General features: G+C 65.4%; 16 protein-coding genes. 6 read left to right on the top strand and 10 right to left on the bottom strand.

The annotated features are described in order from the left end of the window. Nucleotides 1–34: 34 nt before the first annotated feature. Entirely contained in the window at nt 35–739 is a 705-nt protein-coding gene (locus tag F464_RS28360; protein ID WP_018990034.1) for a phosphatase PAP2 family protein, read from the top strand. A 51-nt stretch (nt 740–790) separates the two neighbouring features. Here the strand turns inward: F464_RS28360 and F464_RS0111865 are convergent, their stop codons facing one another. The 3 genes from F464_RS0111865 to F464_RS0111855 are packed head-to-tail and all read right to left on the bottom strand — an operon-like array spanning nt 791 to nt 2,721. After that, nucleotides 791–1,222 carry a bactofilin family protein gene (locus F464_RS0111865; RefSeq protein ID WP_018990033.1) on the bottom strand — a complete coding sequence of 144 codons (432 nt, stop codon included), beginning with the start codon at nt 1,220–1,222 and terminating at the stop codon, nt 791–793. 47 nt (nt 1,223–1,269) lie between these two features. Continuing rightward, on the bottom strand, nt 1,270–1,638 hold the full coding sequence (locus F464_RS0111860) for a hypothetical protein (protein WP_018990032.1): 369 nt from the start codon (nt 1,636–1,638) through the stop codon (nt 1,270–1,272). 9 nt (nt 1,639–1,647) lie between these two features. Continuing rightward, nucleotides 1,648–2,721, bottom strand: coding sequence for a M23 family metallopeptidase (locus F464_RS0111855; protein ID WP_232428897.1), 1,074 nt, complete (start codon nt 2,719–2,721; stop codon nt 1,648–1,650). 263 nt (nt 2,722–2,984) lie between these two features. Between F464_RS0111855 and F464_RS0111850 the strand changes: the two genes are divergently transcribed. Continuing rightward, on the top strand, nt 2,985–5,009 hold the full coding sequence (locus F464_RS0111850) for an NADPH-dependent 2,4-dienoyl-CoA reductase (RefSeq protein ID WP_018990030.1): 2,025 nt from the start codon (nt 2,985–2,987) through the stop codon (nt 5,007–5,009). Nucleotides 5,010–5,072: 63 nt separating this feature from the next. Here F464_RS0111850 and F464_RS0111845 read toward each other — a convergent pair whose 3' ends face one another. Beyond that, on the bottom strand, nt 5,073–5,456 hold the full coding sequence (locus F464_RS0111845; RefSeq protein ID WP_018990029.1) for a pyridoxamine 5'-phosphate oxidase family protein: 384 nt from the start codon (nt 5,454–5,456) through the stop codon (nt 5,073–5,075). Between the two features lie 212 nt (nt 5,457–5,668). Next, on the bottom strand, nt 5,669–8,035 hold the full coding sequence (gene ppsA, locus F464_RS0111840; RefSeq protein WP_018990028.1) for a phosphoenolpyruvate synthase: 2,367 nt from the start codon (nt 8,033–8,035) through the stop codon (nt 5,669–5,671). 110 nt (nt 8,036–8,145) lie between these two features. On the opposite strand from ppsA, the gene ppsR reads away from it, so the two are divergent. The 3 genes from ppsR to msrB are packed head-to-tail and all read left to right on the top strand — an operon-like array spanning nt 8,146 to nt 10,642. After that, nucleotides 8,146–8,979: a posphoenolpyruvate synthetase regulatory kinase/phosphorylase PpsR gene (gene ppsR / locus F464_RS0111835; protein ID WP_018990027.1), complete on the top strand. Its 834-nt coding sequence runs from the start codon at nt 8,146–8,148 to the stop codon at nt 8,977–8,979. Between the two features lie 39 nt (nt 8,980–9,018). Further along, nucleotides 9,019–10,188: a DUF2863 family protein gene (locus F464_RS0111830; RefSeq protein ID WP_026295942.1), complete on the top strand. Its 1,170-nt coding sequence runs from the start codon at nt 9,019–9,021 to the stop codon at nt 10,186–10,188. A gap of 37 nt (nt 10,189–10,225) precedes the next feature. After that, a complete protein-coding gene (gene msrB / locus F464_RS0111825; protein WP_018990025.1) occupies nt 10,226–10,642 on the top strand; it encodes a peptide-methionine (R)-S-oxide reductase MsrB in 417 nt (138 codons plus the stop codon). 24 nt (nt 10,643–10,666) lie between these two features. Here the strand turns inward: msrB and F464_RS0111820 are convergent, their stop codons facing one another. From F464_RS0111820 to F464_RS0111810, 3 genes are read right to left on the bottom strand one after another with little or no spacing between them, the layout of a single operon-like run. Beyond that, nucleotides 10,667–11,350, bottom strand: coding sequence for a DUF599 domain-containing protein (locus tag F464_RS0111820; protein ID WP_018990024.1), 684 nt, complete (start codon nt 11,348–11,350; stop codon nt 10,667–10,669). Nucleotides 11,351–11,381: 31 nt separating this feature from the next. Beyond that, nucleotides 11,382–12,317, bottom strand: coding sequence for an alpha/beta fold hydrolase (locus F464_RS0111815; protein WP_026295941.1), 936 nt, complete (start codon nt 12,315–12,317; stop codon nt 11,382–11,384). A gap of 55 nt (nt 12,318–12,372) precedes the next feature. Beyond that, entirely contained in the window at nt 12,373–14,718 is a 2,346-nt protein-coding gene (locus F464_RS0111810) for a DNA internalization-related competence protein ComEC/Rec2 (protein WP_018990022.1), read from the bottom strand. A gap of 116 nt (nt 14,719–14,834) precedes the next feature. Between F464_RS0111810 and F464_RS0111805 the strand changes: the two genes are divergently transcribed. Continuing rightward, a complete protein-coding gene (locus F464_RS0111805) occupies nt 14,835–15,383 on the top strand; it encodes a DUF2062 domain-containing protein (RefSeq protein WP_018990021.1) in 549 nt (182 codons plus the stop codon). 28 nt (nt 15,384–15,411) lie between these two features. On the opposite strand, the gene lolD is transcribed toward F464_RS0111805, so the two are convergent. Together lolD and F464_RS0111795 are read right to left on the bottom strand one after the other, a co-directional pair. Continuing rightward, a complete protein-coding gene (gene lolD / locus F464_RS0111800) occupies nt 15,412–16,098 on the bottom strand; it encodes a lipoprotein-releasing ABC transporter ATP-binding protein LolD (protein WP_018990020.1) in 687 nt (228 codons plus the stop codon). Next, nucleotides 16,091–17,344: a lipoprotein-releasing ABC transporter permease subunit gene (locus F464_RS0111795; RefSeq protein ID WP_026295940.1), complete on the bottom strand. Its 1,254-nt coding sequence runs from the start codon at nt 17,342–17,344 to the stop codon at nt 16,091–16,093. The genes lolD and F464_RS0111795 overlap by 8 nt, the downstream gene beginning before the upstream one ends. Nucleotides 17,345–17,594 lie beyond the last annotated feature (250 nt).

The following is a 17,594-nucleotide window of genomic DNA, read 5'->3' as shown; positions in this document are numbered from 1 at the left end:
CGAGAACGCGCCTGCACGGCAGGAGCAACTCCCGATGAGCCGGCTGACAATGTGGATGGCCGTAACGATGGCGGCCTGCGCCTTGGTATTCACGGCATGGCCCGAGCTCGATCTCGCGGTCTCGGGAATATTCTATGATTCAGCGCGCGGCTTCTCGGGCGACTACAATCCGCTCGTCCAGTCGCTCTACCGCGGTATTCCGCTGATGTCGAAGGCGACGATCATCGGCCTGTTCATCGCCCTGTTCGCTTACTCGATGCAACGCGGGACGACCGGGCGCAGACGCCGCATCCAGGTCGCCTATCTGATCACCGCACTTGCCCTCGGGCCCGGCCTCCTGATCGACGTCGGCCTGAAGGACTACTGGGGTCGGGCGCGGCCGCACATGGTCGAGCAGTTCGGGGGCACCAGGACCTTCACGCCCGCAACACGACCGTCGGATCAATGCGACAAGAACTGCTCGTTCGTCAGCGGACACGCCTCCGCCGGGTTCTACATAGTGAGCCTCGGCTTTCTTGGAGGTGTCGCCGCGCGTCGACGCTGGACCCTGATCGGCCTGGTCGTCGGAACCGTCTTCGGGCTCGGAAGGATCGCCCAGGGGGGACATTTCCTGAGCGACATCGTGTTCAGCTTCTATGCGACGTGGTTCGCCGCGTGGGCGGCGTGGATGATATTCCTCCGCCTGGGCTGGTTGCAGGACGAAACGGCAGGCGGGGACAGCGCTCAGACCCGGGCGTAGGCGGTTCAGCGCGGCACCGCCGCGCCCGACCGTCCGCTCGTAGAGGCGCGTCTAGCGCGTCGCCGCAGCCGGGGTGGAGCTGGCGAGCTCGATGACGTTGGCCCCTGATGCACCATCCTCGAGTTTTTCCAGCTTGCCATCGACGACCGCGCCACATTCCATCTGCAGTTGACGATAGATGATGTTGCCGGAGACCCTCGCATTCGCCTGCAGTTCGAGAAAATGCTCGACCTCAAGGTCGCCCGTGATCGCGCCGTTGATCACCGCATCGTAGGCGCGCACGCGCCCGTTGATCGAGCCTTTCTCGCTGAGCACGAGCAGGCTGCGCTCGCCATCCTTGCTGATGACATTCCCCTGGATCCTGCCGTCGACCCTCAGCCCGGCCGAGAAGATCACGTCTCCGACGATTTCGAGATTATCCGCAACCAGGCTCGAAAGCTTGGTCATTTCGATCGTGCGGCTGCGCTTGCGTCCGAAGAACATCTGTCCTGCCTCCCGTTTGAATTACCGCGCCTGCCCGGCGCCGCGGATCACTTCTCCGGCCTGCGTGCCCCGGCGGACTTCAGGAATGCCAGCTCGTCGCCCACCAGTTTGAGCTGTTCGTTGAGCGCCGCGACCTGACGCTCCAGCTCGCCGCGCGTCGCCAGCTCCACCTCCAACTCCAGACGGACCTTGGCAAGCTCCTTCCTGAGTTCGAGGTTTTCCGCGCGCACGTTGGAAAGATAGGAAGCAGGCGCGAGGTTATTCTCGAAGAAACGCAGTCCGGCCACTGCAAACAATGCCACCGCAAGCGCGGCACCCAACACGAACGCCATGCGGCCGAAGCCCCGGCTCGCCGGACTCAGTGCGTACTCGTTGCGCGTCAGGTCGTGATTCGGCGAACGTCGCGCTTCCCTCATCGGCGGCACTCAGAAGCGCGCCAGGTAGGAAGCGGGATCGACGACCAGCCCGTCCTTGATGACCTCGAAATGCAGGTGTGAACCGGTCGAGCGCCCGGTCGACCCGACCTCGGCGATCTTCTGCCCGGGCATCACGATCTGCCCCGGGGTGACCAGCAGTCTGGACGCATGAGCGTAGCGTGTCACGAGTCCGCCGCCGTGGTCGATTTCGACGGTCCTGCCATACTCCACGCGAGAACCCGCGTACACGACACGCCCGCCACCGCTGGCAACGATCATCGTCCCGCGCGGAGCCGGGTAGTCGACGCCACTGTGAAAGGCGAGACGGTTGCGGAAGGGGTCGAGCCGGTTGCCGTAATTCGAGTTAACCTCGACATCCGGAACCGGAGCGCGCCCGGGAAATGCCATCTGCGCGAGGCTGAACGAGGTCGCGACGTTGTCGAGATGGGCGAAGGTTTCGCTGACCCGCTCGATGTCGCGCTCCATTCGCTTGAGTTCGTCCGAGAGCTTGCCGGCGTCGTCCATGTCCGACATCAAGGGCGAGCGCGTCAAGGCCTTCACCGGATCGGCGATCCGGGGCGCGAACGCGGCCGTCGGATCGAGCAGCGGACCGCCGGAAGACGCCGGCGGCGTCTTGGCGACACGCCCGGTCTTGCTTTCAGCGTCTGAACTTTCGTTGAGGCGAGCCTCGAAGTCCTTCAGGACGCCAATACGATTCGCGAGCCCTTTGGCTTCCGCTTCGAGTTGCACCATCCGGCCCGCAAGCTCGCCGAAGCGACCGATCAGCAGACGTGCTTCAGGGCTTGCAGAAGGCTCGCCTCCATCTTCCAAAGATGCCGCGGCGGAACTCGCCGGCGACTTGAAAACGTACCCGAGGGCGAAGCCGCCCCCAAGCGCTGCCAGCACCGCGAGGCTGGCGCCCGCCAGAAACGAACGTGCGCTGATCGTGCGCACTTTCGACTGCGTTAGCGTTCCGGCGGAAAGAATGACAAAAGCCATCCGTCTCCTCCAACTGAGACATTGACCAGGCACCGCACAGGCTAGCCCGCGCGGTGGGCGAAAACGGATCCCGGCCAAATCCATTCGTGCAAACTCAAAACGCCGGAACAAGGGCGCCGAATTCTAGCACCGAATCAAGGCGATGCGTCAAGCCGCAGGCCCGCCCGCGCACGCCCGAATGCCTCCGGAATGGCGTCCTGCCCCGCAATCATCAGGCTTTGCGGCGCAAGGCGTCGCAAGGGTGCGCCGCTCTGGACCACACCGCCCCAAGGCACTACCATCACGCTAACGGCACAATACGGAACCGTACGTTCCAGCCCCGAAAAACGATATCCGAGGAGACCCGAGTGACCACTGCGAACGCCTATCCGACCCTGCTCCAACCGCTCGACCTGGGATTCTGCACGCTCAAGAATCGTGTGCTGATGGGCTCGATGCACACTGGTCTGGAAGAGTCCGACAACGGCTTCCGGAAACTCGCCGCCTTCTACGCGGCGCGCGCGCGCGGCGGCGTCGGACTGATCGTGACCGGAGGCATCTCGCCGAATTCCGAAGGCCTGATCTTTCCCGGCGCCAGTGCATTGACCAATGACGAGGAGCTTGCGCAGCACCGCCTGATCGCAGACGCCGTCCACGCCGAGGGCGGGCGCATCTGCATGCAGATCCTCCATACCGGCCGATACGCCTATCACCGCGGCTCGGTCGCGCCTTCGCCCCTGAAGGCGCCGATCTCGCCGGTGACACCGCGCGAGATGACCGAGGAGGACATCGAGCGCACGATCGAAGAGTACGCCGGATGCGCAGCCCTGGCGCAGCGGGCGGGCTACGACGGCGTCGAGGTGATGGGCTCGGAGGGCTACCTGCTCAACGAATTCACGGTACTGCACACCAACCACCGCACCGACCGCTGGGGCGGCAGCATGGAGAACCGCCACCGCTTCCCGATCGAGATCGTGCGGCGCGTGCGCGAACGCGTGGGTCCGAACTTCATCATCATCTACCGTATCTCCATGCTCGACCTGGTCGACGGCGGTGCCCCGTGGCAGGAGATCGTCGCGCTCGCAAAGGCCATCGAGGCCGCCGGAGCGACGATCATCAACACCGGGGTGGGCTGGCACGAGGCGCGCATCCCTACGATCGCGACGATGGTGCCGCGCGCAGCCTTCAGCTGGGTCACACGCCGAATGAAGGGCGAGGTCCGAATTCCCCTGGTCACCTCGAACCGCATCAACACGCCGGAAGTTGCCGAGCAGGTTCTCGCCCGCGGCGACGCCGACATGGTCTCGATGGCACGCCCCTTCCTCGCCGATCCGGATTTCGTCGCCAAGGCCGCATCGGGACGCGGCGACGAGATCAACACCTGCATCGCGTGCAATCAAGCCTGCCTCGACCACATTTTCGAGGCCAAGCCCTGCACCTGCCTGGTGAACCCGATCGCATGCCGCGAAACGGAACTCGTGATCTCCCCGGCACGGGACAAGAAGCGCGTGGCCGTGGTCGGCGCCGGCCCCGCAGGCATGGCTGCTGCCGCCACTGCGGCTGAGCGCGGCCATGCGGTGACGCTGTTCGACGCATCGGCCCGGATCGGGGGCCAGTTCAACCTCGCGAAACGGATTCCCGGCAAGGAGGAATTTGCCGAAACGCTGCGCTATTTCGACCGGCGCCTGGAAAAGGCCGGGGTGGACATCCGCCTGAACCACCGCGTCACCACCGAGGAACTTGTCGGACGCTTCGACACGGTGGTGCTTGCGACCGGAATCACGCCGCGTACCCCCGAGATTCCCGGCATCGATCATCCCAAGGTCGCGAGCTACATCGACGTGATAACGGGAAGCAAGCCGGTCGGCCGGAAGGTTGCCGTGATCGGCGCGGGCGGAATCGGCTTCGACGTCAGCGAATTTCTCACCCACGCCGATCTCGCCGACGATCCGGTGGAACATTACCGCCGCGAGTGGGGGATCGACGCCACCTACGCGGCACGCGGGGGCCTGTGCCCGCCGGTAGAGGAAGCGCGCACGCGCGAACTGTGGCTGTTGCAGCGCAAGCCGAGCAAGGTCGGCGACGGCCTCGCGAAGACCACCGGCTGGATCCGGCGCACGCTGCTTGGTCGGCGCGGAGTCAAGATGCTCGCCGGCGTCAGCTACGCGAAGATCGACGATGCCGGCCTGCACCTGCGACTGGGTGACGAGGAAAAACTCCTGCCCGTCGACACGATCGTCGTGTGCGCGGGCCAGGATCCGCTGCGCAACCTGCAAGCTCCGCTGCAGGCGGCGGGAATGGACGTCCATCTCGTGGGTGGCGCGGACGTCGCCGCGGAACTCGATGCCAAGCGGGCCATCGATCAGGGAACGCGGGTCGCGGCCGCACTGTGAGCTCGCGCGCGGGCCGCACACCCGCAATTCCACTGGCTTGGCGCCCCGCGGGGCGCCAAGCGTTCAGAGCTGCAATTCGGCCCGCCCGACCTCGATCACCAGCACGGCGCGCGCCCACGGAAACGACGCCTTCACGCGCTCAAGCAGTTCCGGGTCGTTCACGATCGCTCCGGTCCCATGCAGCAGGCAGCCTTGGCCGGGCCCGTGACTACCCTCTACCGAACGCGATGCAGCCAGGATCTGGACACGTGGGTTGCTTCGCAGATTTTCCTCCGTCTTGCGATAGTACCCGGCGGGCAGAACCAGCTTGTCCCCCTCGATCCCGAGGCGTCGCAGGTAGTCGCCCCAGTTTCCAACCACGTGTGGCCCATCCGGGCCTTCGGTGACGATCGTCACGAACTCCGTCTTCTCGAGAAGATCACGCACTGCACCTTCGATCACACCCATTATTCGCATCTCCTTTCTGTCGTTGCCGTGCGCTCCACTGCGCCCCAAGGCGGCCCTCGGATTCGGCCACCGTTTTCAGAATTTGTTTGCTTCGAAATAATAGACTGTGGTTAGCATCTCGCAATTGATGCGACTCAAGGCCGTCCAATTGACTGCGTTGCGAAAAAAAAACGGCGGCCGAGGCCGCCGTTGTCGTTCCGCAGGACGCGACATTACTTGCCGGCGTGTACCGACAGCTTGAGCCAGGTATCGACGACAGTATCGGGGTTGAGCGAGATCGTCTGGATGCCCTCGTCCATCAGCCATTCGGCGAAATCGGCGTGGTCCGACGGACCCTGGCCGCAGATGCCGACGTACTTGCCGAGGCGGTTCGCTGATTTGATCGCCATCGACAGCAGCTGCTTCACGGCCGGATCGCGCTCGTCGAACGCATGAGCGACGAGCCCCGAGTCGCGGTCAAGGCCCAGCGTGAGCTGGGTGAGGTCGTTCGAGCCGATCGAGAAGCCGTCGAAGTGCTCGAGGAACTGGTCGGCGAGCAGCGCGTTGGACGGGATCTCGCACATCATGATGAGCTTGAGATCGTTCGTGCCGCGCTTGAGGCCGTGCGCGGCGAGCAGGTCGACCACGCCCTTGGCTTCCTCGACGTTGCGCACGAAGGGCACCATGATCTGGACGTTGGTCAGCCCAAGCTCGTTGCGCACCTTCTTCATCGCGATGCATTCGAGCTCGAAGCAGTCGCGGAAGCTGTGCGCGATGTAGCGCGAGGCACCGCGGAAACCCAGCATCGGGTTCTCTTCTTCCGGCTCGTAAATCTCGCCGCCGAGGAGCTTGCGGTATTCGTTCGACTTGAAGTCGGACATGCGCACGATAACGGGCTTCGGGTAGAAGGCCGCGGCGATCGTGGCGACGCCCTCGACCAGCTTCTCGATGAAGAACTGCTTCGGCGTCGCATAGCCGCGCGAACGGCGCAGGATCTCGTCGCGCAGGCTCGCCGGCACCTGGTTGATTTCGAGGATCGCCTTGGGGTGGATGCCGATCATGTTGTTGATGACGAACTCTAGGCGCGCAAGGCCGACGCCGCCGTTCGGAATCTGCGCGAATTCGAAGGCGAGTTCGGGGTTGCCGACGTTCATCATGATCTTGACCGGGATCTCGGGCAGATTGCCCATGTCCGTCTTGATGACCTCGAAATCGAGCTTGCCGCGATACACGTAGCCGGTGTCGCCTTCAGCGCACGACACGGTCACCGAGTCGCCCTCGCTCAGCACTTCGGTGGCGTTGCCGCAGCCGACGATCGCCGGGATGCCCAGCTCGCGCGCGATGATCGCCGCGTGGCAGGTACGGCCGCCGCGGTTCGTCACGATCGCGCTGGCGCGCTTCATCACCGGCTCCCAGTTGGGGTCGGTCATGTCGGTGACGAGGATGTCGCCGGCCTGCACGCGGCTCATCTCGGACGCATCGGCAACGACACGCACGGTGCCGGCGCCGATCTTCTGACCGATCGCGCGGCCGTGCGTCATGGCCTTGCCATACTGCTTGAGGCGGTACTTCTCCATCACCAGGCCGCTGGCCTGGCTCTTCACGGTCTCGGGACGCGCCTGAAGGATGTAGAGCTTGCCGTCCTGGCCGTCCTTGCCCCACTCGATGTCCATCGGACGGCCGTAGTGCTTCTCGATCACGACGGCGTAGCGCGCGAGTTCCAGCACGTCCTCGTTCGTCAGGGAGAACTTCACGCGGTCGGCTTCGGGCACATCGACGGTGCGCACCGACTTGCCCGCTTCCTTCTTGTCCGCGAAGATCATCTTGATCAGCTTGGAGCCGAGGTTGCGGCGGATCACCGCAGGCTTGCCCAGCTCCAGGGTCGGCTTGTGCACGTAGAACTCGTCCGGATTCACCGCGCCCTGCACGACCGTCTCGCCCAGCCCGTAGGAGGCCGTGATGAACACGACCTTGTCGAAGCCCGATTCGGTGTCGATCGTGAACATCACGCCCGAGGCACCGGTATCCGAGCGCACCATGCGCTGCACGCCGGCCGACAGTGCGACGTCGGCGTGGGCGAAGCCCTTGTGCACGCGGTAGGCGATGGCGCGGTCGTTGTAGAGCGAGGCGAACACTTCCTTCATCGCGTGCAGGATGTTCTCGTAGCCGTGGATGTTCAGGAAGGTTTCCTGCTGGCCGGCGAACGAGGCATCCGGGAGATCTTCTGCAGTTGCCGACGAGCGCACCGCGAAACTGCCCTCGCCTTCTGCTGTCAGTGCGTTGTACGCTGCCTGAATCTCTTCTTCCAGCTTGGCCGGGAAGGGAGTCTCGACAACCCACTGGCGAATCTGTGCGCCGGTCTTCGCCAGCTTTTCGACATCATCCACATCCAGCGCATCCAGTGCAGCGCGAATCTTCTCCGCGAGCCCCTGGTGAGCGAGAAACTCGCGGAACGCATCGGCAGTGGTGGCGAAACCGCCAGGAACCCGCACACTCGAGGGCAGCTGGCTGATCATTTCGCCAAGCGAGGCGTTCTTGCCACCGACCTGCTCTACGTCCGACATGCGCAGTTCAGTGAAGGGGATGACATAACGGGACATGAATGGCCTTCCGGTTTTGTGGGGGAGAAAGCAAAATGTGATTTTACCGAAATTTGCTGCTTTGCCGCACGGCAGGTTTTCCCGTATGTAACGATCTTCGGCCACCAATCATGAGCGAGACTCCCCCCCGGACCGTATTCTTCATCTCCGACGGCACCGGCATCACGGCCGAAACACTAGGCCACAGCCTGCTCGCACAGTTCCCGAAGTCGGGGCTGCGCCAGGTGCGCATTCCCTTTGTCGACGACCTCGACAAGGCACTCGATGCGGCGCGCCTGATCCGCGAAGCGCGCGAGGCGGACGGCGTGCGCCCGATCGTCTTCAGCACCCTGGTGAATCCGCAGCCGGAAAGCGGATTGCGTGATGCCGACGCGCTGTTCGTCGACCTGTTCGAGCAGTTCATCGTGCCCCTGGAGGCCGAACTCGGCCAGCGCTCCACGCACACGGTCGGACGTTTCCATGGCATTGCCGAGAGCCAGGACTACAAGGCGCGCATCGAGGCGATCAACTTCGCGATGGCACACGACGACGGCATCTCGTCGGACGGCGAACTCGCGGACGCGGACGTGATCCTCGTCGGCGTGTCGCGCTCGGGCAAGACGCCGACGAGCCTCTATCTTGCGATGCAGTTCGGCGTGAAGGCCGCGAACTACCCGCTCATCCCCGAGGATTTCGAACGCAACAAGCTGCCCGGCGAACTGCACCGCCACCGCGGCAAGCTGTTCGGGCTCACGATCGCGGCCGAACGCCTCTCGCAGATCCGCCAGGAGCGTCGCCCGAACAGCCGCTACGCGGCGATCGAGAATTGCCGCTTCGAGATCGAGGCCGCGCAGAAGCTGATGCGGCGCGAGAACATCCAGTGGCTGGACTCGACAACGAAATCGATCGAGGAGATTTCGGCTACCATCCTCCAGGCCGTAAGGCTAAACAAGCCTGCGTACTGAGCGGCGCAGGCGCTGCAACATTCCCAAACAGGAATTTCCATGAAGAGACCCCGTCAAAAACGCCGCGGTGGTTTGGGCCGCGACGCCGAAAACCTGATCTGGCTCGCAACGGGCCTGGCCGAGTCCGGCAGCCGTGCCGAAGACCGCTACTGGGACCGGCTGCTGTGCGACAGCCTTGACCGCATGCTGGAGGAAGGCAGCGAGGACACCCTGAACTCCGCGCTCGACCACCTCTACGCCGCCGATCCGCGCGCGTACGACGAACTGGCGGACTACATCGAGTCACGCGCGGAGAGCGCTTCCGGTGTTTCCCAGGATCACGACGTCCTGCTCATCGCCGCACCGGTGCTGGCGTGGTCGCGCTACCGCATTCCGTCGAACACCATTTCCGCCTCGGTACTGGCGAACCTGCGGGTGCATCTGCAGGCGCACGTGCTCGCGGACAAGGTGAAGCTGGCGATGGCCGATTATCTCTTCAGCCCCGACCAGCTGCCACAGGGCTACTGCGCGACCGCCGCATTCGCCGCCGAACTCGGGCGTGCCGCCGTCGCCGGGAAGGATCTGCGCATCGACACCGAAGGCATGCCGGAGACGGCGCAATTCCTGTCGGACACCCGTTACCTGCTCGCAGCGATCGCGGTGCCGAAGGGCGAGGCGCTGTTCGCGTGGCAGCAGCCCGACCGCACGCGCGAACAATGCATGACGCAGTGGCGCATGCAGGGCGGGGCGTGCCTCACGCCTCTGCTGCCGGGCTGCGCGATGGAAGTGGTGCTACCTGAAGCGTACTTTGCCGCCAGCCGCCAGGCCGACAAGGACAGCCGCCCGTACGCGATCCGCGCCTCCGTGGCGTTCCTCGGCGCGGAGCTGGATACGCCCGCCGCGAACGTCCGTGCCGTCATCGCGCCCTTCTACGACCGCGAACTCGAGGAATACCGGGTCGGCCTGACGATGCGCGGCAAGGAAGAGGTCGTTCACGGTGTCGTGTGGCCGCTGCTGGGTGCGGAAGACGAAACGGCCGATTCGCACTCGGAGATCGAGGCGGTGCTGCGCGACTGCGGCGTCACCGAGATCGTGAACCTCGAGCACCGTTTCCCGCTCGAATACTGCGACGACTGCGGCGCACCGCTCTACCCCTCGCCGGAGGGCGAAATCGTGCACGCGGAGATGCCTGACGAGCACGGCGAGCAGGCACCGCGCCACCTGCACTGAAAAGATTGCGCGCGCGGTTCCGACGAAGGAGAAACGAATGAGCCGCAAGATCGAAAAGACCGACGCCGAGTGGCGCGCGCAACTGTCGCCGACGCAGTACGAGGTAGCCCGGCAGAAAGGCACCGAGCGTGCCTTCACCGGGGAATACTGGAACTTCTGGGAAAACGGCGAGTACCGCTGCATCTGCTGCGGTACGCCGCTGTTCGACTCCGAACACAAGTTCGACGCCGGCTGCGGCTGGCCCAGCTTCTGGACCGCGGCCGCCCCCGAAAACGTCGACGAGGCCGAAGACCGCTCGCACTTCATGCATCGCACGGAGGTGCTGTGCCGGAAGTGCGGCGCTCATCTCGGACACGTGTTCGAGGACGGACCGGCCCCTACGGGGCTGCGCTACTGCATCAACTCGGCCTCGATCCGCTTCGATCCGCAGCGCTCGTCAGGCGGAGACGACTGACTCGACCGCGCGGGCGCAGCCGGATCAGGCGCCGTCGCGGTCGAGCGCCACCAGCACGGACGACGCAAAGTCGCGGCGATACAGCACGCCTACAACCAAGGCGGTCAGAAACAGGAAGAGCCAGGGCTGGATGAACCAGGCGACCGCAGCAAGGCCGAAATAGTAGGCGCGGATGCCGCGATTGAACTCGTCGCCGGCCAGCGAGTTCACCATCGCCACGCGCTGCACCATGCGCTCGCGCCCTTCCCCGTCCGGATTCGTGGGACTTGCGCCGATCAGGATCGACAGCATGTTGAACTGGCGCAGCGACCACGTGAACTTGAAGTATGCGACAACAAAGACAGTCAGCAACAGCAAGAGCTTCAGTTCGCCCAGCTCGCGCGAGGTTGCACGCGCAAACGGCAGGTCGGCGGTGAAGCGCATCGCCTGGTCGAGTGCGCCGAGAACGGCGAGCAGGCCGGCGATGATGTAGATCGTCGTGTTCGCATAGAAGGACACGCTCTGCATCAGGTTCCCCACCAATGCCGCATCACTGACGCGCAGATCGCGCGCCAGCATCTCGCGCGCCCAGTCGAGCCGGAAACGATGGCTCACGCCCATCAGCCCGCGCTGCGCCCAGCGGCTGTTTTCCGAGATCCAGCCGTAACCCGCCCAAGCGGTGAGGAACCAGCCGAGTGCAATCCAGTCGAGCGTCGAGATGCCGCTCATCGGAACCCTGCCTCCTGCGGCGCGCGATTCATCATTCCAGCAGGAAACCGCGCACCAGCGCGATCTGTTCGCGGTCCATGAGCACCGGCGCGTGACCGACGCCGGGGATCTCCGCGAGGCGCGCGCGGGGCCCGGTTTCACCCATCTGTCGAAAAATTTCGGGTGTGAGCAGATCCGACTCGGCACCGCGAATCGCGAGCGTGGGACACTGGATCGCCTTGTACACGTCCCACAGATCGACATCGACCACGACGGGAGCATCGCGGAAGACGTCGCCCAGCCCGGGGTCGTACACCATCGCGAAGCCCCCATCGACGGGACGCACCGAATACCGCGTGAGGTGCCGCCACTGCTCGTCCGTGAGCGGACCGAAGGGCGCGCTGACCGTGCGGATCCAGGCCTCGGCCTCCGCCATGCTGCCGAATTTCGGCGCCCTCCCGACGTATTCGCCGATGCGCCGCAACGAAGCCGCCGTGATCACGGGACCGACGTCATTCAGCACCAGCCGCGAGATCGGCGTGTGCGGCCGGCTGGCGAGCAGCATGCCGATGATCCCGCCCATCGAGGTGCCGACCCAATGCACCGTGTCGGCGTCGAGCCGCGCGAGCAGCGTGACCATATCTGCGACATACAAGGGGAAACCGTAGTCCGACTTGACCCCGAGCCAGTCGCTGCGCCCGCGCCCGGGTACGTCGGGACAGACCACGCGGTAATCGTCCGCCAGCGCCTGCGCGAGGAAATCGAAATCGCGCCCGTTGCGCGTGAGGCCGTGCGCGCACACGAGCACCTTGCGGTTCGCCGGGTTACCCCACTCCGTATAGGCCATGCGGTGAAAACCGTGCGGACCGATGCATTGCACCGACCGTTCGCGCACCCCGTGCCACGGCCGATCGACTGCGGCCTCCGCAGCACGCGAAGGGTACGGATCCGGTCGTAACAGACGGCGCAGGGAGTCGAGCAGGCTCATCGAATCGGGTTCTTGATGTACGCGGCAGAGTGGCGAAGTGTAGCAGGACGACGGCCTAACGCCCGTACCAGTAGCGGCGCCCCAGATCGCGCCAGGAGGCGATCTCGAGACCTCTTGCACCGGCATCGACAAGGATCGCTCCCTGCTCGTCCGTGCGCCAGTTCGCTGCACCCGCCGCCGCCCAGCGCTGCAGCACGGTCGGATGCGGGTGATGGAACTGGTTTAGATAACCCGCCGAATGGATCGCGGCACGCGGCGCCACGCCGGCGACGAAGAAGTCGCCGGACGACGACCGGCTTCCGTGGTGCGGAACGACGACGACCGTACTCGCGAGGGATCCGCCCGCCTGCGCGATCAGCCGTTGCTCGGCACCGCGCTCGATGTCACCCGCGAGCAGGGCCGAGCCGCCGGGCGCCGCGACCCGCAACACACAGGACGCGTCGTTATCCGACGTCTTGCCAAGTTCCTTTTCGTCCGGATGAAGGATGCGGAACTCCACCCCGTCCCAGGACCAGCTGTCGCCCGCGAGGCACGGACGCGTCACCCGCTGCGGCTGCGCGCTCGACGGTGCAGGCACCGCGAAATTGGCCATGACTTCTCTCACCTCGACACCCGCGAGCAGCGACGACATGCCCCCGGAATGGTCCAGATCATCGTGCGAGACGATGAGGCGGTCGAGGCGCCGGACACCGACGGCGCCGAGATATGGGACGAGGACCCGCAGAGCGGCATCACCACCCTGGCGGTAGGCCGGCCCGGTGTCGTAGATGAGCTCATGGCGGGCGGTGCGGACATGCACGGCGGTGCCCTGCCCGACATCCAGGACGACCATGCGGAACGCGCCGTACGCGGGTCGGTCGGGCACCCACGCGAGCATCGGCAGCATCGCCAGCGCCCCCGCCGCGCGCGCGGGTGTACCGCGCGGCAACATCAGCCATGCCACCCCGACGAACCCGGCAACGGTCAGCACGCCCGGCGGCGCGGCCTGCGACCACATCGCGAAGGGCAAGGCCGCCAGCCACTCGAGGAATACCATCAACACGCCGAAGAACCAATGCGCCAGTTCCAGCAGCCCTGTGACGGGCAGGACGATGGCGAGCAGGGTAAGCGGGGTGATCACGAAGCTCACGAGCGGAATCGCCAGCGCATTGGCGAGCGGCGAAACCACGGAAAATCCATTGAACAGGACGACCAACCCCGGGACCATCGCGAGGGTGATGCCGAGCTGGCTCGCCACCGCCGCGCGCCAGCCTTTCGCAGCCGCGACGCGACCGCCGAGCAGGAACATCAGGATCGCGACCGCACCGAAGGACAGCCAGAACCCCGCCGCCAGCACCGCCCACGGATCGAACAGCAGCACACACAGCAAGGCGAGCGCGAGCACGATACCGCCGGATGGCGCCCGCCCGCCGAGGAGCGCTACTGCGACCACGGCGATCATGATCAGCGAACGCTGCGTCGGAATGCCCATGCCGGCAAGAACCGCATAGACTGCCGCCGCGGCGAACCCTGTCGCGGCGGCGACCTTCATGGCCGGCAGTCGCAACAACCGCCGCTGCGACCGGCGCCACGCCTTTCCGGCCAGCCAACCCAGGAGCAGCCCCACCATCGACACGTGTAGTCCGGAGATGCTGATGAGATGACTAATGCCGGTGTTGCGGAAGACCGTCCACTGATCGTCGGGAATGGCTCGCTGGTCCCCGACCGCCAGCGCGACGAGCACCCCGGCGTAGTCGGCCCCCGGCAGCGCCGCCAGGAAGCGCGCGCGGATCGAATCGCGCAGGCGATGCACGAGCGTTGCCGGGCGCAGGACGAAATCGTCGACACGGGCCGGCGCGGGAACCGGGCGTACGCTGCCGGTGGCGCGAATGCCGCGCTCGAGCAGCGCCGCCTCGTAATCGAAAAGTTCCGGATTCGCGAGGCCGTGGGGCCGCTTGAGCCGCACGGTGAACTGCCAGCGCTCCCCGGGCCGCAGGGACGGCACGACGGCGCCACTCCGCTCGGCCGCATACCACGACAGGAGCACGCGCTCCGGCACGGCGGCGGAGGCCTTCTCGACCTCGAAGACGAAGCGCACGCCCTGTTCGCCCACTTCGGGCAGCTCCGCGACGACACCGGTGAGCTCGACATCGCGCATTTCGAGCACTCTGGGCAGTTCGTCGGCGATCCGCCATGCGGCGCGCCAGCTCGACCACGCAAAACCGGCACCCAGCGCGACCGCCAGGACCAGCGCGCGAAACAGGTTCGCACGCACCACACCCGCCTTGTACCATTGAAACGCGACGGCCGCGGCGGCGGTCAAACCGCTCGAAAGAACGGCGAGCCATGCGTACGAGGGCAGCTGCGTCTGGTACTGCCCGCCCCAGACGCCCACCGCAAACACGAAAATTGCTATTTGCATACGCCGTAATCATGCCCGCGGAGCCGACTGCGGACAAGTACGGCGATGTCGCGCGGATAGCGGCACCAACCGCTGCCGCCGCGACAATGAACTGGACATGGAATCCGCCAGCCAGAATGCGCAAGACGATCAAGCGTTTCCTGCCGAATCATGAATCGGTGCACAGCAACCGCTGGCTGCGTCCGTTCTCCAACTCGCTGCTCCACCCGCGCCTGTGGCACCTGAACCGTCACTCGGCGGCTGGCGGGATCGCGCTGGGTCTGTTCTGCGGACTGATTCCCGGCCCTTTCCAGGCACTTGCCGCGGCGGCCGGGTGCGTGCTGTTCCGCGTCAACCTTCCGCTCGCGGTGCTGACCACGCTGTATTCGAATCCCCTCACCATCGTCCCGCTCTACGTGCTCGCGTACGGTCTCGGCACCCGCGCGATGGGGCTGAGCACCAACGGCTTCGTGAAGCCGCCGGACATGGGGGACCTGCAGTTCGCCCAGTGGCTCGGGGAAGTGGCCGACTGGATGGTCGGACTGGGCAAGCCGCTGGCGCTCGGGCTGATCCTGCTCGCCGCGATCTTCTCCCTGGCGGGTTACATCGGCGTCAAGGCAGCCTGGCGGCTATGGCTGATCCGTGCGTGGCACAGCCGCCGCGCGCGGCGCAGCTGCGAATCATGAGCGGGATCCGCGAGCGCGCTGCGCGGTTTCAGATCAGGCGTCCGTCGTCGAGGCGCAGCGTGCGCTGCGTGCGGCGTGCGAGCCCCTCGTCGTGCGTGACGATCACGAAGCTGGTCGCGTGCCGCTCGTTGAGGCTCAGCATCAGGTCGAAGATCACCTCGGCCGTCTTGCGGTCGAGGTTGCCGGTCGGCTCGTCGGCCAGCACGCAGGCCGGCTGCGTCACCAGCGCCCGCGCGATCGCGGCACGCTGACGCTCGCCGCCCGAGAGTTCGCCCGGTGCGTGGTCGAGGCGGTGGCCTAGCCCGACCTCCTTGAGCATGGCTTCGGCGCGCGCGTCCGCTTCGGCACGATCCAGGCGCCGGATGTAGAGCGGCATCGCGACGTTCTCGAGGGCCGAGAACTCGTGCAGCAGATGATGGAACTGGTACACGAAGCCCAGCCTTTCATTGCGTGCCTCGCCCCGCTCGGCGTCCGACATGCGCGAGAATTCGCGCCCCATCAGCTCCACGGAGCCCGCGCCCGGCACGTCCAGCCCACCCAGCAGATGCAGCAGGGTGCTCTTGCCCGAACCGGACGCTCCCACGATGGACAACCGCTCGCCGCGCTTCACTTCCAGCGTCACGTCGTGCAGCACCCGCACGGCATCGGCGCCCTCGCGGAAGCTCTTGGACAGGCCGCGGCAGGCCAGTACCGTTTCGTTCATCGGATCACTCATAGCGCAGCGCCTCCGCGGGATTCACGCGGCTCGCGCGCCAGCTCGGATACAGGGTCGCAACCAGGGTCAGGACGAAGGACACCGACACGATGGTGATGACGTCCGACGGCAGCACCTTCGACGGCAGTTCGCTGATGTAATAGATTTCCTTGTTCCACAGCGTCGCGCCGGTCAGCGTTTCGAGCGCCGGGATGATCACGTCGAGGTTGCCGGCCAGCAGCAGCCCGCCGATCACGCCGCCCGCAAGGCCCACGAGTCCGATGATCGCGCCCTGCAGCACGAAGATCGCCATGATCGAGCCCGGGCTCGCGCCCAGCGTGCGCAGGATCGCGATGTCGGCGTACTTTTCCTGCACCGCCATGACCAGCGTCGAGACGATGTTGAAGGCGGCGACCGCGACGATCAGGAAGAGGATGATCGTCATCATGGTCTTCTCCAGCGCCACCGCCCGGAAGAAGTTGGCGTGGCTGCGCGTCCAGTCGCTGACAGCGAGGTCGGATGTCATCGATCCGGCCAGTTCCCGCGCCACGCGCGGCGCGGCGAAGAGGTCGTCGAGCTTTAGACGCACGCCACTCACGCGTTCGTCGAGCCGGTACAGCACCTGCGCATCCTGCATGTGCACCAGCGCCAGTCCCGAATCATATTCGTACATGCCGGCCTCGAAGATGCCGACCACTTCGAACTGCTTGACCCGCGGCAGCACCGCTGCCGGCGTCACGAGCCCCTGCGGGGCGATGAGGGTCACCTTGTCGCCGACCTGGACGCGCAGCGCGAAGGCCAGGTCCCGCCCGAGAATGATGCCGAAGCGCCCCGGCTGCAGCGCATCGAAACGGCCCGCACGCATGTGGCGCGCAAAGTCCGCCACTTTCTCCTCGGCGTCCGGCAGCACGCCGCGCACGAGCGTGCCGCGCACCGCCTGGTCGAAGGACAGCATGCCCTGTTCCTGGACATACGGAGCCGCTCCCCGCACATCGGGATGACGGCTCGCCTCGTCGGCCACCTGCTGCCACGAGTCGAGCTCGCCGCCGGGGCCGGAGATCTGGATATGGGAGGCAACGCCGAGAATGCGCGTGCGCAATTCTTCCTGAAAACCGTTCATCACCGACAACACGACGATCAGCGCGGCGACGCCCAGACCCGTGCCCAGCATAGACACGAGGGAGATGAAGGAAATGAAACGGTTGCGACCCTGGGCGCGTTTTCGCGAGCGGGTATAGCGCAGTCCAACCAATAGTTCGTATCGCATTGCTTCGGGCGGAAACCGCCGGCGATTATGGGAAAACCTGTCATTGTGCCCTTTGCACGGCCGAATTGGGAGTTTGTGCATCCTGCGATCGGAACGACTGACAACATTGGGCCGTCGCAGACCGCCCCTACGTACGGGTTTCCCCCGACAGGGAATACCCCGGTAGTTTGTCAGACAACTTATTCGTATCGTTCGCTACGCAATGCGAATTCGGTTCACGGTCCGTCAAACAATTAAAGGGGGAACACGA

This window comes from Aromatoleum toluclasticum ATCC 700605, from assembly GCF_000378245.1.
Classification (GTDB): domain Bacteria; phylum Pseudomonadota; class Gammaproteobacteria; order Burkholderiales; family Rhodocyclaceae; genus Aromatoleum; species Aromatoleum toluclasticum.
The sequence above is the reverse complement of the archived record's forward strand: the minus strand, read 5'-3'. Positions and strand labels throughout refer to the sequence as shown.

Excerpts from the sequence above, each read along its gene's own strand:
- F464_RS0111805 (WP_018990021.1), top strand. The coding sequence starts at position 14,835 with ATGCGCAAGACGATCAAGCGTTTCCTGCCGAATCATGAATCGGTGCAC.
- ppsA (WP_018990028.1), bottom strand. The coding sequence starts at position 8,035 with ATGTCCCGTTATGTCATCCCCTTCACTGAACTGCGCATGTCGGACGTA.
- F464_RS0111845 (WP_018990029.1), bottom strand. The coding sequence starts at position 5,456 with ATGGGTGTGATCGAAGGTGCAGTGCGTGATCTTCTCGAGAAGACGGAG.
- ppsR (WP_018990027.1), top strand. The coding sequence starts at position 8,146 with ATGAGCGAGACTCCCCCCCGGACCGTATTCTTCATCTCCGACGGCACC.
- F464_RS0111820 (WP_018990024.1), bottom strand. The coding sequence starts at position 11,350 with ATGAGCGGCATCTCGACGCTCGACTGGATTGCACTCGGCTGGTTCCTC.
- F464_RS0111815 (WP_026295941.1), bottom strand. The coding sequence starts at position 12,317 with ATGAGCCTGCTCGACTCCCTGCGCCGTCTGTTACGACCGGATCCGTAC.
- msrB (WP_018990025.1), top strand. The coding sequence starts at position 10,226 with ATGAGCCGCAAGATCGAAAAGACCGACGCCGAGTGGCGCGCGCAACTG.
- F464_RS28360 (WP_018990034.1), top strand. The coding sequence starts at position 35 with ATGAGCCGGCTGACAATGTGGATGGCCGTAACGATGGCGGCCTGCGCC.
- F464_RS0111860 (WP_018990032.1), bottom strand. The coding sequence starts at position 1,638 with ATGAGGGAAGCGCGACGTTCGCCGAATCACGACCTGACGCGCAACGAG.
- F464_RS0111810 (WP_018990022.1), bottom strand. The coding sequence starts at position 14,718 with ATGCAAATAGCAATTTTCGTGTTTGCGGTGGGCGTCTGGGGCGGGCAG.
- F464_RS0111830 (WP_026295942.1), top strand. The coding sequence starts at position 9,019 with ATGAAGAGACCCCGTCAAAAACGCCGCGGTGGTTTGGGCCGCGACGCC.
- lolD (WP_018990020.1), bottom strand. The coding sequence starts at position 16,098 with ATGAGTGATCCGATGAACGAAACGGTACTGGCCTGCCGCGGCCTGTCC.
- F464_RS0111855 (WP_232428897.1), bottom strand. The coding sequence starts at position 2,721 with ATGGATTTGGCCGGGATCCGTTTTCGCCCACCGCGCGGGCTAGCCTGT.
- F464_RS0111865 (WP_018990033.1), bottom strand. The coding sequence starts at position 1,222 with ATGTTCTTCGGACGCAAGCGCAGCCGCACGATCGAAATGACCAAGCTT.
- F464_RS0111795 (WP_026295940.1), bottom strand. The coding sequence starts at position 17,344 with ATGCGATACGAACTATTGGTTGGACTGCGCTATACCCGCTCGCGAAAA.